12 protein-coding genes are annotated in these 15741 nt (G+C 73.0%); 3 read left to right on the top strand and 9 right to left on the bottom strand.

Annotated elements, in window-relative coordinates; all coding sequences use genetic code 11:
* The first annotated feature begins 2 nt into the window (after positions 1-2).
* Entirely contained in the window at positions 3-392 is a 390-nt protein-coding gene (locus GH723_RS03740) for a DoxX family protein (protein ID WP_153758387.1), read from the top strand.
* A gap of 2 nt (positions 393-394) precedes the next feature.
* On the opposite strand, the gene GH723_RS03745 is transcribed toward GH723_RS03740, so the two are convergent.
* Entirely contained in the window at positions 395-1711 is a 1317-nt protein-coding gene (locus GH723_RS03745) for a sensor domain-containing diguanylate cyclase (RefSeq protein WP_153758388.1), read from the bottom strand.
* Between the two features lie 179 nt (positions 1712-1890).
* Between GH723_RS03745 and GH723_RS03750 the strand changes: the two genes are divergently transcribed.
* A complete protein-coding gene (locus GH723_RS03750) occupies positions 1891-2574 on the top strand; it encodes a phosphatase PAP2 family protein (RefSeq protein ID WP_153758389.1) in 684 nt (227 codons plus the stop codon).
* On the opposite strand, the gene GH723_RS03755 is transcribed toward GH723_RS03750, so the two are convergent.
* The 3 genes from GH723_RS03755 to GH723_RS03765 all read right to left on the bottom strand — a co-directional run bounded on the left by GH723_RS03755 (position 2537) and on the right by GH723_RS03765 (position 7768).
* Complete coding sequence (locus tag GH723_RS03755) at positions 2537-3754, bottom strand: acyl-CoA dehydrogenase family protein (protein ID WP_153758390.1); 1218 nt, start codon at positions 3752-3754, stop codon at positions 2537-2539. The genes GH723_RS03750 and GH723_RS03755 overlap by 38 nt on opposite strands.
* 97 nt (positions 3755-3851) lie before the next feature.
* Entirely contained in the window at positions 3852-6653 is a 2802-nt protein-coding gene (acnA, locus tag GH723_RS03760; RefSeq protein ID WP_153758391.1) for an aconitate hydratase, read from the bottom strand.
* Positions 6650-7768 carry a DNA polymerase IV gene (locus GH723_RS03765; protein WP_153758392.1) on the bottom strand — a complete coding sequence of 373 codons (1119 nt, stop codon included), beginning with the start codon at positions 7766-7768 and terminating at the stop codon, positions 6650-6652. Before GH723_RS03765 ends, acnA begins: the two co-directional genes overlap by 4 nt.
* A gap of 83 nt (positions 7769-7851) precedes the next feature.
* On the opposite strand from GH723_RS03765, the gene GH723_RS03770 reads away from it, so the two are divergent.
* Positions 7852-8877, top strand: a complete 1026-nt coding sequence (locus GH723_RS03770) for a GGDEF domain-containing protein (protein ID WP_153758393.1) — start codon at positions 7852-7854, stop codon at positions 8875-8877.
* 7 nt (positions 8878-8884) lie between these two features.
* On the opposite strand, the gene GH723_RS03775 is transcribed toward GH723_RS03770, so the two are convergent.
* Genes GH723_RS03775 through GH723_RS03795 form a run of 5 tightly spaced genes read right to left on the bottom strand, consistent with a single transcriptional unit; the run spans position 8885 to position 15718 of the window.
* On the bottom strand, positions 8885-10822 hold the full coding sequence (locus GH723_RS03775; RefSeq protein ID WP_153758394.1) for an acetoacetate--CoA ligase: 1938 nt from the start codon (positions 10820-10822) through the stop codon (positions 8885-8887).
* A 16-nt stretch (positions 10823-10838) separates the two neighbouring features.
* Positions 10839-11987, bottom strand: coding sequence for an acyl-CoA dehydrogenase family protein (locus GH723_RS03780; RefSeq protein ID WP_153758395.1), 1149 nt, complete (start codon positions 11985-11987; stop codon positions 10839-10841).
* Positions 11988-12004: 17 nt separating this feature from the next.
* Complete coding sequence (locus GH723_RS03785; RefSeq protein WP_153758396.1) at positions 12005-13519, bottom strand: acyl-CoA carboxylase subunit beta; 1515 nt, start codon at positions 13517-13519, stop codon at positions 12005-12007.
* A complete protein-coding gene (locus GH723_RS03790) occupies positions 13516-14748 on the bottom strand; it encodes a dihydrolipoamide acetyltransferase family protein (RefSeq protein ID WP_153758397.1) in 1233 nt (410 codons plus the stop codon). The genes GH723_RS03785 and GH723_RS03790 overlap by 4 nt, the downstream gene beginning before the upstream one ends.
* Complete coding sequence (locus GH723_RS03795; protein ID WP_153761063.1) at positions 14741-15718, bottom strand: alpha-ketoacid dehydrogenase subunit beta; 978 nt, start codon at positions 15716-15718, stop codon at positions 14741-14743. The genes GH723_RS03790 and GH723_RS03795 overlap by 8 nt, the downstream gene beginning before the upstream one ends.
* Positions 15719-15741: the final 23 nt, after the last annotated feature.

The raw sequence follows: 15741 nt of genomic DNA on the forward strand, positions 1-15741 counted from the left end.
TCATGACCCTCAACGCTCTGCTCTGGATCATCGCCGGGTTCTTCGGCGTCGCCTTCACGTTTGCCGGGACCACCCTGGTCCTCCTGCCGAAGGAGCGCTACCGCCGCATCCACGAGAGCCAGCACTGGGTGGACGACTTCACGCCCGGCCAGGTGAAGGGGATCGGCGTGATCAAGGTGCTCGGTGGCCTCGGGCTGCTGCTCCCCGCCGTGGGCGACGTGGCCCCCGGTCTGGTCCCGGTGGCAGCGTGCGGCCTCGCCCTGTTCATGGCCGGCGCGGGTGCCACCCGCCTCCGCCGGGGCGAGGTCGTCTCGCTCGTCGGCGACGTCGTCTTCCTCGGCCTGTTCGTGCTCCTGGCGTGGGGCCGCTTCGATCTCGAGCCGTTCGTCTGAGCTCAGGCGCGGCGTTCCGGCTGACCGCTGCTGCGCTTGTCGGAGTACATCGCGGCGTCAGCCCGGGCGATCAGGTCGTCGAGGGCGTCCTCGTCCGATCCCCCGATGCTCACACCGACCGCCGCGGAGATGCCCGGCCAGCGCTCGCCCACCGTGTCCAGGGCCCGACGGATCCGCTCGGTCAGCTCGCCGGCGTCCTCGCGGGTGGCGGGGACCACGACGACGAACTCGTCGCCACCGAGCCGCGCGACGAGGTCGTCGGCCCGGACCGCGTGGCGCAGGGCATCGCCGGTCGCCCGCAGGACGTCGTCGCCCGTGCCGTGTCCCAGCGCGTCGTTCACGGCCTTGAACCCGTTGAGGTCGACGAACACCACCGCGACCGGCTCCCGGGGGAGGGGGTCGTCCCAGGTGGTGGCCTCGCGGAGGAGGCCTCGACGGTTGAGCAGTCCGGTCAGCGCGTCGCGCGTGGCGTGGTGGTGGGACTGCTCCTCCTCCCCGCAGCGGTGCGCGGTCGAGGCGAGGACCGACCCGAGGACACGGACGTGGTCGCTGTTGGCGTCCTCCCACCGTGGGAACCCGTCCGGGAAGTGCAGCCGCACGACGCCGGACCCGCCGTTGGCCGAGTCGTACCAGACCTCGGCGACCTTCTCTCCGCCGTCGCCGACGTCGCTGCGGACGCACGGCTGGTCCCGCAGGTCGTCGATGCCGGCGACGAGGCGCGTCGTCCCCACGGTGGCATCGTCGTCGGCGACCCACGCGAGCGCCACGGCAGCCGCGGGTCCGCCCGCGCGGTCGTGGGCCACCGTCACCAGCTCGATCCGGTCGGCGCCGACGATCGACGCCACCTGCTCGAGGCCGGCCGGGACCAGCTCGTGGAGCTCGTACCACCGGACGCCGGCGCAGATCTCCGAGACGCGGGCGACGGCTGCGCCGAGCTCCCGGCGGCGGAGCTCCAGTGCGACGTCGTCCTCCTCACCCCGACCGCACAGGACGAGCCAGTCGCCGTCGGGTCGGGGGACAGTCGTCGCGGTGACCCGCAGGCGCACGAGCCGGGCGTCGTCCCGCCGCATCCGGATCACCGTCGCCTGGTGGAACCCGGGCTTGGAGGACGCCTCGGCCAGGGCGCCCGTGGCCTGGACGACGTCGTCGGGGTGGACGTAGTCGAGGAGCGGCCGGCCGAGGGCGCGGTCGAGCTCGGGGCCGACCTTGGCGGTGGCGCCGCCCAGCCAGGCGAGGCGCCACTCGGGGTCGAGGACGGCGAGGACATCGGGCGCGTGCGCGACGGCGAAGGCGGCCAGGTCGGGGTGGAGATCCTGCACCACCCCCTGGTCGGCGGAGGTCCGACGGTGATGAGAGCGGCGAGCCGAACCTCGCCCGCCAGCAGGAGCAGCGCAGGATCGACTAGGACCAGGTCATCCGCCAGCTGCTGATCCGCCTGCGCGACCGCGTTGACGCCGCGTCGCCCCTGACCTTCGTCATCGGCACGCTCGGGTTCGCCGTGCTGGTGTCGCTCACGGCCGGTGCGGCGTTCGTCGAGCTGGTCGATGCGGTCACCTCCGAGGAGGGGGCGTCGTCACCGGACGCAGAGGTCGCACGATGGATCGCCGAGCGCCGGACCCCATGGGTCACGGCGCTGATGCGGCTCACGACCCGCCTGGCCGACTACGCCATCGCCGGCACGGTGGCGGCGGCCGCTGCCGTGGCGCTCGTCGCCGCCCGGCGGCGGGGTCCGGCTTCCGCCCTCGTCGCCTCGAGCCTGGGCGCCATGCTCGTCACCGAGGTGCTGAAGGAGGTCGTCGGACGGGAGCGGCCGATGGCCGACGGTCGCTTGGTCGAGGCCGCCGGCCACGCCTTCCCCTCGGGGCACTCGTCGCAGGCGGTCGCCTGCTACGGCGGGCTGGCGTTGGCCGTCGTCCTGACCACGCGCAGCTCACGTCGACGCGCCGCCGCCGTCGCAGCTGTGGCGGTCGTCGCCCTCGCCGTCGGGACATCCCGCGTTTACCTCGGCGTGCACTGGCCGGCCGATGTCCTCAGCGGCTGGATCGTCGGTCTGACGTGGCTGGCCCTGGTCGCCAGCGGGTCGCTGCTCCTCCAGCGGCTCGACCGGCCCCGAGGGTGGTGGCCGGTCGAGCGCGACGGGAGCGCTACTCGATGCGCATGCCGGAGATGGCCCGGCCGATGACGAGCTGCTGGATCTGCTCGGTGCCCTCGAAGATGTCCATGATCTTGGCGTCGCGGTGGAAGCGCTCGACCGGGTACTCGCGGGTGTAGCCGTAGCCGCCGAGGATCTGAATGGCCCGCTCGGTGACCCACACCGCGGTGCGGCCGGCCTTGAGCTTCGACATCGAGCCCTCGGCGTTGGTGTAGCCGCCGTTGTTGGCGAGCCACGCCGCGCGCCAGACGAGGAGGCGGGCGGCGTCGATCTCGGTGGCCATGTCGGCGAGCATGAAGCTGATCGCCTGGTTCATGATGATCGGCTTGCCGAACGCCTCGCGCTCCTTGGCGTAGTCGAGGGCGTACTCGTAGGCGGCCCGGGCGATGCCCACGGCCATCGCGGCGACGGCGGGGCGGGTCGACTCGAACGTCGACATCGCCGGCTGCTTGGCGCCGGTGCGGGCGCCTTCGCGGGCCTTGGCCAGCTTGGCGTCGAGCTTCTCCTTGCCGCCGAGCAGCATCCGCCCGGGCAGGCGCACGTCGTCGAGGACGACCTCGGCGGTGTGGGAGGCCCGGATGCCGTGCTTCTTGTACTTCTGCCCCTGCGACAGCCCCTTGGTGCCGGGCGGGACGATGAAGCTCGCCTGGCCCCGGCCCTTCAGCTCGGGGTCGACCGAGGCGACGACGACGTGGACGTCGGCGATGCCGCCGTTGGTGATCCACGCCTTGGTGCCGTTGAGGACCCACTCGTCGGTGGCCTCGTCGTAGACGGCGCGGGTGCGCAGCGACGACACGTCGGAGCCGGCGTCGGGCTCGGAGACGCAGTAGGCGCCGAGCTTCACGTCGTCGGCGTCGCCGTAGCACTGCGGCACCCACTCCATGACCTGCTCGGGGGTGCCGGAGCCGGCGATGCCGGCGGCGGCGAGGCCCGAGCCGAAGATCGACAGGGCGATGCCGGCGTCCCCCCAGAACATCTCCTCCATGGCGACCGGCATGGTGAGCCCGGTCGGGTCGCCCATCATCGCCTGGGCCATGAAGTCGGTGCCGTACAGCCCGATCTTGGCGGCCTCCTGGATGATCGGCCAGGGCGTCTCCTCCCGCTCGTCCCACTCCTCACCGGCGGGGCGGATGACGTCACGGGCGAACTCGTGGACCCAGTCGCGGATCTGCTTCTGGTCGTCGTTGAGCTCGAGGGAGAACTCGGCCATGGGAGGCACCTCTGGTCTGGGGGGGACAGGGGGGTGGGGGACGGTGCGCGACGAGGGGACGCCACGCGCCACACTCAACTGTACGGCGTAGAGCGCCCTAGCGACGAGCGAGGTCCCGCAGGACGTAGCGCAGGATCCCGCCGTGGCGGTAGTAGTCGGCCTCCCGGGGCGTGTCGATGCGGACCTTCGCGGTGAACGTGACGTCGCCGGCCCGGACCTCGACCTCCGACGGCGGCACCTCCTGGCCGTCGAGCCCGACGATGTCGAACTGCTCGTGACCGGTGAGGCCGAGCGACTCGACGGTCTCGCCCGCCGGCAGCTCGAGCGGCAGCACACCCATCCCGATGAGGTTCGAGCGGTGGATGCGCTCGTAGCTCTCGGCGAGCACGGCCGACACGCCGAGGAGGAACGTGCCCTTGGCTGCCCAGTCCCGCGACGAGCCCGAGCCGTACTCCTTGCCGGCGAGGACGACGAGCGGGACGCCCTCGTCCTGGTAGCGCATCGCAGCGTCGTAGATCGTCATCTCCTCGCCGTCGGGGAGGTGGAGCGTGACGCCGCCCTCGGTGCCCGGAGCCAGGCGGTTGCGGATGCGGACGTTGGCGAAGGTGCCGCGGATCATCACCTCGTGGTTGCCGCGGCGGGAGCCGTAGGAGTTGAAGTCGGCGGGAGCGACCCCGTGGTCCTGGAGCCACTGCCCGGCCGGGGAGTCGGGCCGGATGGCGCCGGCGGGGGAGATGTGGTCGGTGGTGACGCTGTCGCCGAGCACCGCCAGCGCCCGGGCGCCGGTGATGTCGGCGAGGGGGGCGGGGTCGGGGGTGAGGCCGTCGAAGTGCGGCGGGTTCCGCACGTAGGTCGACTCGTCGGACCACTCGTAGCGCTCACCGGTGGACGACTCGAGCGACGTCCACCGCTCGTCGCCGGCGAACACGTCGGCGTAGGCCCGGTCGAACATCTCGGACCGCACGGCGTCCCGCAGCGTCTCGGTGACCTCGGCGTCGGTGGGCCAGATGTCGCGCAGGTAGACGGGTTCGCCGTCGCTGCCCGTGCCGAGCGGCTCGTTCACCAGGTCGCGGTCCATCGTCCCGGCCAGCGCGTAGGCGACGACGAGGGGCGGCGACGCCAGGTAGTTCATGCGCACGTCGCCGTTGATGCGGCCCTCGAAGTTCCGGTTGCCGGAGAGGACCGACACCACGGCCAGGCCCTCGTCGTTGACGGCGGTGGAGATCTCCGGCGGCAGCGGCCCCGAGTTGCCGATGCAGGTCGTGCAGCCGAACGCCGCCAGGTGGAACCCGAGCTTCTCCAGGTAGGGCGTGAGCCCGGCCCGCTCGTAGTAGTCCATGACCGCCTTCGACCCCGGTGCCAGCGACGTCTTCACCCACGGTTGGCGGGTGAGGCCCCGCTCGACGGCCTTCTTGGCGAGGAGACCGGCGGCGAGCATCACCGACGGGTTGGACGTGTTGGTGCAGCTGGTGATGGCGGCGATGACGACGTGGCCGTGGTCGAGGGTGACCTCGGTGCCGTCGGCCAGGGTGACCGGGACCTCCTTGCGCACCCGCTCCGGCGCCGCGCCTGCCGAGCGCGGGCCGGCGACGCGGGTCTCGGCTGCCTCGGGCTCGGCCCCGCCCTCGCCGGTGACGCCCTCGGACGCCGCCGGGGGGTCGCTGGCGGGGAACGACTCGGCCGACGCCTCGTCGGTGCCGGTGAGCGCCTGCTCGGGGAGCGAGGTGAGCAGCGCAGTGGCGAACCGTGCCTTGGCCTCGCTCAGCGCCACCCGATCCTGCGGGCGGGACGGGCCGGCGATGCTCGGGACGACGCTGCTGAGGTCGAGCTCGATCGTCTCGGAGAAGCGGGGGACGGCCTGGGGGTCGAACCAGAGGCCCTGCTCCTTGGCGTAGCGCTCGACCAGCTCGACCAGGCTGTCCGGCCGCCCGGTGAAGCGCAGGTAGCGGAGCGTCTCCTCGTCGATCGGGAAGATCGTGACCGTCGAGCCGTACTCCGGCGACATGTTGCCGATCGTCGCCCGGTTCTCCACGGGCACGTTGCCGACGCCGGGCCCGTAGAACTCGACGAACTTGCCGACCACGCCGTGCTCGCGGAGGAGCTCGGTGACGGTGAGGACGAGGTCGGTGGCGGTGGCGCCTTCGGGCAGCTCGCCCTCGAGGCGGACGCCGACCACGCGGGGGAGCAGCATCGAGATGGGCTGGCCGAGCATGGCGGCCTCGGCCTCGATGCCGCCGACGCCCCAGCCGAGCACGCCGAGGCCGTTGACCATCGGCGTGTGGCTGTCGGTGCCGACGAGGGTGTCGGGGTAGGCACGGCCGGTGGCCTCGTCGACGAACACGACGCGGGCGAGGTGCTCGAGGTTGACCTGGTGGCAGATGCCGGTGCCGGGCGGCACGACCCGGAAGCCGTCGAAGGCCTGCTGGCCCCACTTGAGGAACTGGTAACGCTCGCCGTTGCGCTCGAACTCGATCTCGACGTTGCGGGCGAAGGCGTCGGGCCGGGCGAAGGTGTCGACGCTGACCGAGTGGTCGATGACCAGGTCGGTCGGGATGAGCGGGTTGATGGCGCCAGCCCGACCGCCGAGCTGCTCGACGGCGTCGCGCATGGCGGCGAGGTCGACCACGGCGGGCACGCCGGTGAAGTCCTGCATGAGGATGCGCGCCGGCATGAACGAGATCTCGCGGTCGGACGCGCCGCCGTCCCAGCGGGCCAGGGCCTCGATGTCCTCGGCGGTGACCGTCTCGCCGTCCTCCTGCCGGAGCAGGTTCTCGAGCAGCACCTTCATGCTGTACGGCAGTCCGGCGGCCTCGTCCCCGACGGCGTCGAGGCGGTGGATCTCGTACGACGCTCCCCCGACGGTGAGGTCGCTGCGGGCTCCGAAGCTGTTCGTCGTCATGGCTCCATCGTGCTCCTGATCGCGTCCTGGTGCTCGCCTCCAGCGGCCGTACCCGGGTCGGTCGGCGGCGAACCGGACGCCGGCTCCTCGAACGTGACCCGCACGCCGAGCAGGCGGACGGGCCGGTCGAGCTCGAAGCGATCGAACACCACGAGGGCGTGGGCGGCGACGGCCGCCGGGTCGAGGGTGGGAGCGGGCAGCTTCCCGGAGCGGGTGCGGGTCCAGAACGACGCGGTGCGCACCTTGACCGCCACGTGGGTGACGCGGCGACCCTCGGGCGCGACCTCGTCGACCAGGCCGCGAGCCATGCGGTCGACCCGGTCCCGCACGTCGGCGGGGTCGGGCAGGTCGGTGGTGAACGTCTCCTCGTGACTGCGGCCCTTGGCCACCCGTGGCTCGGCGCGGACCGGGTCGTCGTCGCCGCCGAGACCGAGCAGCCGCAGGTGCGGGCCGATCGTCGGTCCGAACGTGGCCGCCAGCTCGGCGTGGTCCGTGCGTGCGAGGTCGAGGACCGTGTGGATCCCGAGCGCCCGGAGCTTCTCCGCCGTGCGGGGTCCGATGCCCCAGATGTCCGACGCCGGCGCGTCGCCGAGCCGCTCGAACCACTCGTCCCGGGTGAGGCGGGCCACCGCTCCGGGCTTGGCCCAACCGGTGGCCGTCTTGGCCTGGAGCTTCGTGTCGCCGATCCCGACGGCGCAGGTGAGCCCGGTGCGCTCGACGACGGCTGCCTTCACCTGCTCGGCGAACGCCTCCGGGTCGTCGCTGGCCACGCCGAGGAACGCCTCGTCCCACCCGAGCACCTCGACGGGCACGTCGAAGGACCGCAGCACCGACATCACCTCGGCCGACGCCGCGTCGTACGCCGGCCGGTCCGACGGGAGGAAGACGGCGTCGGGGCAGCGCCGCTGAGCGGTCCGCAGCGGCATGCCGGACCGCACGCCGTGGGCGCGCGCCTCGTAGGACGCGGTGGCGACCACCTGCCGGGGACGGGTTGGGTCGCCGTCGCCGCCGACGACGACGGGCCGCCCGGCCAGCTCCGGGCGCCGCCGGACCTCGACCGCAGCGAGGAACTGGTCCAGGTCGACGTGGAGGATCCACTCCCGGGGGGTTCCCACGAAGCCAGTGGAGCACACTGGGCCGATCGGCCCGACGCCGTTCGGGTCCTCACGACGATCCGGCCCGTTCCGATCGATCGGTGATGGACCAGCGCGGGTTCGACGGGGCCGAACGGCCTGACTTCTGGCTCGCACACGTGCGCGCCGGCGTCGTGCTGACCGTCCTCGCGTGCAGCAGCGGTGTCGTCTACGTCGCGACCGACACCGCGGTGGCGGAGCGCGTGACCCTCACCATGCTGCTGTTCGCCACGATGGGGGCGACCGTCGGCCTCCTGCTGCTCCCGCTCGACGTCATCGTCACCAGCCGGCGCGCCGCGTGGTTCTTCTACGGCTGGTCGGGCACCGCGTCGCTCGCGGTGACCGCCGGGTGCTACGTCGAGGGCCAGAGCCGCAGCCCGTTCTCGGCGTTCTACTTCCTCATCCTCGTCTACGCCGCCACCGCCTACCCGCCGGGAGCGGTCCTGAAGGTGTCGGTGGGCATCCTGCTGCTCTACGGCGGGTTGATCGTCAACGACGCCGCGGAGCCCGGCGGCAACCTGCTGGTCGCCGGCTGCCTGGCCCTCACGGCGTGGATGTGCTCGGTCGCCGCGCGCAACCAGTGGGACCAGTTCCAGGAGCAGGTGCAGCTGGCCCGGGAGGACGAGCTGACCGGGTGCCTCAACCAGCGTGGCTTCCAGGAGGCGTTCACGTCCGAGGTGGAGCGGGCGAACCGGCTGCGGCGCCCGCTCGCCCTTCTCCTCGTCGACCTCGACGAGTTCAAGGCGGTGAACGACGCCCGCGGGCACGGCATGGGCGACGCAGTGCTGCGGCGGGTCGGCGACCTGCTGCGTCAGTCGGTGCGCGACGTCGACGTCGTCGGGCGGGTGGGCGGTGACGAGTTCGCCGCCCTGCTCGTCGAGACGTCCGGCCGTGAGGCGCTCGACGTCGCCGACCGCCTGTGCCGTCGGGCCCGGACCCTCTCGGGGACGGTCACCACGTTCAGCATCGGGGTCGCCGGGCTCGTGCCGGGCGACACCGTCGCCTCCCTCCTCGACGCCGCCGACGCCGCGCTCTACGACGCCAAGCGCGCCGGACGTGACCGGGCGCTGCTGCACCAGCGCGAGTGGTGACCGCCGCTCAGCGGTGGCGGTGCGCCTCGTACCACTCGAGGGCCGCAGGATCGACGAGCGAGTCGCGGCTGGCGGCCCGCTCCGCCGGCGCGCCCTCGAGGATCCGCTTGACCGGGACCTCGAGCTTCTTGCCCGACAGCGTGCGCGGCACCGCCGGCACCTCCTCGATGCGGTCGGGGACGTGCCGGGGCGACAGCTCGGCGCGGAGGGCGCCGGCGATGCGGGCCCGCAGGTCGTCGTCGACGTGCACGTCGGGGACGGGCCGGACGAACAGCACCAGCTCGCCCATGCCGGTGGGGTCGTCGTCGGAGGTGAGGTGGACGACGAGGCTGTCGTCGACCTCGGGCAGCGACTCCACGACGGTGTAGAGGTCGCTCGTGCCGAGGCGGACCCCGCCCCGGTTGAGGGTGGCGTCGGACCGTCCGCTGATCGTGCAGGCACCGTCGTCGGTGAAGGTCACCCAGTCGCCGTGTCGCCAGACGCCGGGGAACACCGAGAAGTAGGCGTCCCGGTACCGCGCGCCGTCCTCGTCGCCCCAGAACCCCACGGGCATCGACGGCATCGGCTCGGTGACGACCAGCTCGCCGGTGACCCCGGGCGGCAACGGACGGCCGTCGGGGTCGAACGCCTCCACGGCGCAGCCGAGCAGCCGGCACGGGATCTCGCCGGCCCGCACGGGCACCAGGGGTGACGAGCCGACGAACGCGGTGCACACGTCGGTGCCGCCGCTGATCGAGCTGACCGGGACGCCGAGTGCCTCGTCGACCCAGCGGAACCCCGCGGCCGGCAGCGGCGCGCCGGTGGAGCCCACCCAGCGGAGCGAGCCGCGTGGCGGTTCGATGCCCGCCTTGCGGCAGGCGAGCAGGAACGGGGCCGACGTGCCGAACACGGTCGTGCCGGTCTCCTCCGCGGTGCGCCACAGCGTGCCGAGGTCGGGGTGGCCGGGGTCGCCGTCGAAGAGGACGATCGATGCGCCGGTGAGGAGCCCCGACACCAAGTAGTTCCACATCATCCACCCGGTGGTCGTGAACCAGCAGAAGCGGTCCGCCGGCGTCAGGTCCTGGTGGAGGGTGAGCACCTTGAGGTGCTCGAGGGTGATGCCGCCGTGGGAGTGGACGATCGCTTTGGGCAGGCCGGTGGTGCCCGAGCTGAACAGCACGTACAGCGGGTGGTCGAACGGGACGGGCGTGAACGAGAGCGGCTCGGTCGGTCCGGCGAGGAGGTCGCCCCAGAGCGTGGCGTCGGGGAGGCCGTCGTCGAGGTAGGGGATCGCCACGACGTGGCGGAGCGTCGGCAGCTGGTCGCGGATGGCGGCGACGTGCTCGCGACGGTCGATCGCCCGCTCCCCGTAGCGGTAGCCGTCGACGGCGACGAGCACCGTCGGGTCGAGCTGCGCGAACCGGTCGACCACCGCCCGCACGCCGAACTCCGGTGCGCAGCTGGACCACACCGCCCCGAGCGAGGCCGTCGCGAGCATGGCGACGAGCGTCTCGGGGACGTTGGGCGCGAACGCGACGACACGGTCGCCGCGTCCGACGCCGAGGCGGCGCAGCCCCGCTGCGCAGGCGGCGACGGCGTCGACGAGCTCGGTCCACGTGAGCGTCGTCCCGGCGCGTGTCTGGCTCCGGGCGGTCACGGCGACGCCGTCGGGGTCGACCTCGGCGTGGCGCAGCGCGTGTTCGGCGTAGCTCAGCTCGCCGCCGGGGAACCAGCGCGTGCCGGGGATCCCGTCGGGCCCACGGGCGAGCACGGCGTCGGGCCGGCGGTGCCACATCACGTCGAGGTCGTCGGCGACCGCGCCCCAGAACCCGTCCAGGTCGGTGACCGACCAGTGGTGCAGCGCGGCGTATGTGTCGTGGCCGTGGGCGCTGGCGAACCGTCCCGCAGCTGTCGACGACCAGACGTCGTCCGGTGGCGTCCAGAGGACCTCGCCCCGCTCGCTCATCGCACCGGCAAGCTGCTCATCGGACCGGAAGGCCGAGGCCGCGGCTGATGATGAGGCGCTGCACCTCGCTCGTGCCCTCGCCGATCTCGAGGATCTTGGCGTCGCGGTAGTGGCGGGCCACCGGGGTCTCGTCCATGAACCCGCTGCCGCCGAACACCTGGGTCGCGGTGCGGGTGGCGGCGACGGCGGCCTCGGTCGACTGGAGCTTGGCGATCGCAGCGGCGTGGGTGAACGGGCGCCCCTGGTCGCGCAGCCAGGCCGCGTGGTACGTGAGCGACCGCGCGGCGTGGAGGGCGACCTCCATGTCGGCGATGGCGAAGGCGACCGCCTGGTTCGAGCCGATCGGCCGGCCGAACGTGTGGCGCTCCGTGGCGTAGGCGACGGCGTCGTCGACGCAGCGCTGGATGACGCCGACGGCGAGGGCGCTGATCGCCACGCGGCCCTCGTCGAGGATGCCGAGGAACTGGGCGAACCCACGGCCCCGCGGGCCGAGGAGGTGGTCCTCGGGCACCCGGCAGCCGCTGAACGCCAACCCGTGGGTGTCCGACGCGTGCCAGCCCATCTTCCGGTAGGGCGGGAGCACCTCGAACCCGGGCGTCCCCGCGGGGACGACGATCGTGCTGATCTCGTCGGGGCCGGTGCGGGCGGTGACCGTGACGAGCGACGTGATCGGCGTGCCGGAGTTGGTGATGAACGCCTTCTCGCCGTCGATCACCCACTCGCCGGCGGACCCGTCGAGCGTGGCGGTCGTGCGGGTGCCGCCGGCGTCGCTCCCGGCGTCGGGCTCGGTGAGCCCGAACCCGCCGAGGGCGCGACCGGCGCACAGGTCCGGCAACCACCGCTCCTTCTGCTCGTCGGTGCCGAAGCGTGCGATCGGTCCGGCGCCGAGGCCCACGCCCGCCTCCAGCGTGATCGCCAGCGACTGGTCGACCCGGGCGACCTCCTCGATGGCGACGCACAGGCCGGTGAGGTCGCCGCCCGCACCGTAGGGCTCGGGGAAGGGGATGCCGAACAGGCCGAGCTCTCCCATGGCGAGCACGGTGTCGGTGGGGAAGGTGTGGGTGCGGTCCCACTCGGCGGCGAACGGCTCGATCTCGCGCGCGGCGAAGTCGCGGACGACGGCCCGCAGCTGCTGGTGCTCGTCGGTGAGGTAGGGGTCGTGCACGGGCCTCCTTCGGGCCGTCAGACGGGCGGGACGCCGTGGCGGCGGACGGCGAAGCTGCGGTCCTTCCCCCGGGCCCCGTCGATGCGGGCGATCAGCTCCCGGCGCAGGTCCTCGGGCGGGACGACGGCGTCGATGACGAGCTCGGAGGCCAGGCGCAGGAGGTCGACGTCCTCCTCGTAGAGCCGGCGCTGCTCGGCGACGAACGCCGCCCGCTCGTCCTCGTCCTCGATCGCCGCGATGCGGTTGGCGAACACCGCGTTGACCGCGGCGTCGGGGCCCATCACCGCGATGCGGGCGGTGGGCAGGGCGAGGGTGGCGTCGCTGCCGAACGCCGGGCCGGCCATGGCGTAGAGGCCGGCGCCGTACGCCTTGCGCAGCACGACGGAGATCTTCGGCACCGTCGCCTCGCTGACCGCGGTGATCATCTTGGCGCCGTGGCGGATGATGCCCGCCCGCTCGACCTGGGTGCCGACCATGAAGCCGGGGACGTCGGCGAGGAACACGAGCGGGATGTTGAACGCGTCGCAGCACCAGATGAAGCGGGCGCCCTTGTCGGCGGAGTCGCCGAAGAGCACGCCGCCGAGGTGCGACGGGTTGTTGGCGACGATGCCGACCGGGTGCCCGTCGAGCAGGGCCAGGCCGCACACGAGCTCGCGGGCGAAATCGGGCTTCACCTCGAAGAAGCTGTCGGCGTCGACGATGCCCTCGATGACCCGGTGGACGTCGAACGCCACGCTCTCGCGCTCGGGGACGTCGTCGGCGTGCAGCGAGCGGGTGGGCGGTTCGGGCCGGTAGGTGGGCGGCGCCTCCCGCCAGCTCTGGGGGAAGTAGGTGAGGTAGGCGCGTGCCTGGTCGAGGGCGTCGACGTCGTCGGCGGCGAGGTTGTCGGCGCAGCCCGACACCGACGTGTGCATGCGGGCGCCGCCGAGCTCCTCGAGCGTGGTCGTCTCCCCGACGACGACCTCGACCATGCGGGGCGACCCGAGGTACATCGAGGCGTTGCCGTCGACCATGAACACCACGTCGCAGAACGACGGGATGTAGGCGCCGCCGGCCGCCGAGGGTCCGAACAGGCAGCAGATCTGGGGGACCTGGCCCGAGAGGCGCACCTGCTCGTAGAAGATGCGGCCCGCGCCCCGGCGCCCGGGGAAGAGCTGCACCTGATCGGTGATGCGGGCGCCGGCGGAGTCGACGAGCCAGACGATCGGCACCTGCTCGTGGCGGGCGGCCTCGACGGCGCGGATCATCTTCTCGACCGTGCGGGCGCCCCACGAGCCGGCCTTCACCATCGGGTCGTTGGCGACGACGACCACCGGCCGTCCGTCGATGCGCCCCCGTCCGGTGACGACGCCGTCGGCGGGGAACCCCTCGGCCGCGGCGTGGGCCAGCGCGCCGTCCTCGACGAACGACCCGTCGTCGAGCAGCACGTCGAGGCGCTCGCGAGCGGTCAGCTTCCCCTGGCCGCGCAGCTTGTCGAGGGCCCGCGGCTCGGGTGTGCGGACCCGGTCGTGGACCTCACCGAAGTCGGTCATGGGTGCAACAGTGCCAGTTCCGGTTCCTCGATGACGGTGCGGAGACCCGACAGGAAGCGTCCGACCTCGGCGCCGTCCACGACGCGGTGGTCGAACACGAGGGTGAACGTCGCCGTGTCGCGGGCGACGACCTGGTCGTCGACGACGTGGGGCCGGCGGCGGATGGCGCCCACGCCGAGGATGGCGGCCTCGGGGTGGTTGATGATCGGGGTGCCCTCGTCGATGCCGAGGGCACCGAAGTTGGAGATGGTGAAGGTGGACCCGGTCAGGTCGGACGGGGAGAGCGAACCCGACCGGGCCCCCTCGGCGAGACGGGCCATCTCGTGGGCCAGGTCGAGGAGCGCACGCCGTTGTGCGTCCTGGACGACCGTGACCACGAGACCCCGTTCGGTGGCGGTGCCGATGCCGAGGTGCACGTCCTCGTGCAACCGGATGACCGGACCCGTCTCGTCGAAGGAGGCGTTCAGGTGCGGGTTGGCGGCCAGCTGCTGGACGACGACCCGGCAGATCAGGGCGAACGGGGTGACGACCGGGTCCTCGCCCACGCGGGCGAGGTGGTCGACCATGCGCCGGCGGACCTCGAGCAGGCGCGTGCAGTCGACGAGGACCGAGGCCGATGCCGTCGGGATCTCGTCGTGGCTGCGGGTCATCTTCTCGGCGATGCGGGCCCGCACACCGGTGACCGGGATCGTCGTTCCCGCGGCTGCGGCCTCGACGTCGGCGCGGGTGACGATGCCGTCGGGCCCGGAGCCGGGGGCGACGTCGGTCAGCGCGACCCCGAGCTCACGGGCGAGCTTGCGCACCGGCGGCTTGGCGCGTGGACGGGTGGCGCGCCCGCGGGTGCCGCGGCGCCGCCGGCTGCGGTCGGACGACGGATCGTGGCCGTAGCCGACGAGCGTGCTCTGCCGGGCCTGCGGCTCGGACGGGGGGTCGGGCTCGGCCGGGGGATCGGGCTCGGACCGGGGCTCGGAATCGCCGCCTTCGAGGTCGATCGTGGCCAGCACCTCGCCGACCTGCACCGTGTCGCCGGGTTCGGCGCCGAGCGCCACCACCCGACCGGCCCACGGCGACGGCACCTCGACCTCGGCCTTGGCCGTCTCGACCAGGCACAGCACCTGGTTGAGCTCGACGACGTCGCCGACCGCGACCTGCCACTCGACGATCGTGGCCTCCTCGAGGCCCTCGCCCAGGTCGGCGAGCAGGAAGTCGCGGGTCGCGGTGTCAGGCATGGTCGTAGGAGAGGGAGCGCTCGACGGTGTCGAGGAGGCGGTCGACGCCGGGCAGCCAGTCGCCCTCGAGCCGGGTCGGCGGGTAGGGCGTGTCGAATCCCGTCGCTCGCAGGATCGGTGCCTCGAGGTCCCAGAAGACCTCCTCCTGGAGGCGGGCGGCGATCTCGGCGCCCATGCCGAGCGTGCGGGGCCCCTCGTGGAGGACGACGCACCGGCCGGTGCGGGCGACCGACGCGGCGACGGTGTCGATGTCGAGGGGCACCAGCGAGCGCAGGTCGACGACCTCGACGTCCCACCCGTGCTCCTCGGCGGCGAGGGTGGCGGCTTCGAGGGCCACGCCGACGAGCCCGCCGTAGGTGACGACGGTGACGGTGTCGCCCGGTCGGCGCACGACGGCGGTGCCGATCGGTTCGCGGCGCGCCGCCCGGTCGACGTCCTCCTTGGCCCAGTAGCGCCGCTTCGGCTCGAGGAACATCACCGGGTCGTCGCACTCGATGCTGTCCCGCAGGAGCGAGTAGGCGTCGGCCGGCGTCGAGGGCACCACGACCTTCAGCCCCGCGGTGTGGGCCCAGTAGGTCTCGGTGGACTCGGAGTGGTGCTCGGGCGAGCCGATGGCACCGAACGAGGGCACGCGGATGGTGACCGGCATGCGCACGAGGCCCCGGGTGCGGCTCCGGTACTTGGCGAGGTGCGTCGCGACCTGGTCGAACGCCGGGTAGGTGAAGCCGTCGAACTGGATCTCGGGCACCGGGCGGAAGCCCCGCAGCGCCATGCCGATGGCGGCACCGACGATGCCCGACTCGGCGAGCGGCGTGTCGAAGCACCGCTGCTCGCCGTAGGTGCCCTGGAGGCCGTCGGTGACCCGGAAGACCCCGCCCTGGCGGCCGACGTCCTCGCCGAACACGACCACCCGGTCGTCGGCGGCCATGGCGTCGTGCAGCGCGGCGCCGATGGCCTGGACCATCGTCATCTCGGCGGTGGCGCCCACGTCCG

This window comes from Actinomarinicola tropica, from assembly GCF_009650215.1.
Taxonomy (GTDB): domain Bacteria; phylum Actinomycetota; class Acidimicrobiia; order Acidimicrobiales; family SKKL01; genus Actinomarinicola; species Actinomarinicola tropica.

What these genes read in the sequence shown, in the direction of transcription:
- GH723_RS03790 (WP_153758397.1), bottom strand. Translation starts at nt 14,748, where the DNA reads ATGCCTGACACCGCGACCCGCGACTTCCTGCTCGCCGACCTGGGCGAG.
- GH723_RS03770 (WP_153758393.1), top strand. Translation starts at nt 7,852, where the DNA reads ATGGACCAGCGCGGGTTCGACGGGGCCGAACGGCCTGACTTCTGGCTC.
- GH723_RS03740 (WP_153758387.1), top strand. Translation starts at nt 3, where the DNA reads ATGACCCTCAACGCTCTGCTCTGGATCATCGCCGGGTTCTTCGGCGTC.
- GH723_RS03755 (WP_153758390.1), bottom strand. Translation starts at nt 3,754, where the DNA reads ATGGCCGAGTTCTCCCTCGAGCTCAACGACGACCAGAAGCAGATCCGC.
- GH723_RS03775 (WP_153758394.1), bottom strand. Translation starts at nt 10,822, where the DNA reads ATGAGCGAGCGGGGCGAGGTCCTCTGGACGCCACCGGACGACGTCTGG.
- acnA (WP_153758391.1), bottom strand. Translation starts at nt 6,653, where the DNA reads ATGACGACGAACAGCTTCGGAGCCCGCAGCGACCTCACCGTCGGGGGA.
- GH723_RS03795 (WP_153761063.1), bottom strand. Translation starts at nt 15,718, where the DNA reads ATGACGATGGTCCAGGCCATCGGCGCCGCGCTGCACGACGCCATGGCC.
- GH723_RS03785 (WP_153758396.1), bottom strand. Translation starts at nt 13,519, where the DNA reads ATGACCGACTTCGGTGAGGTCCACGACCGGGTCCGCACACCCGAGCCG.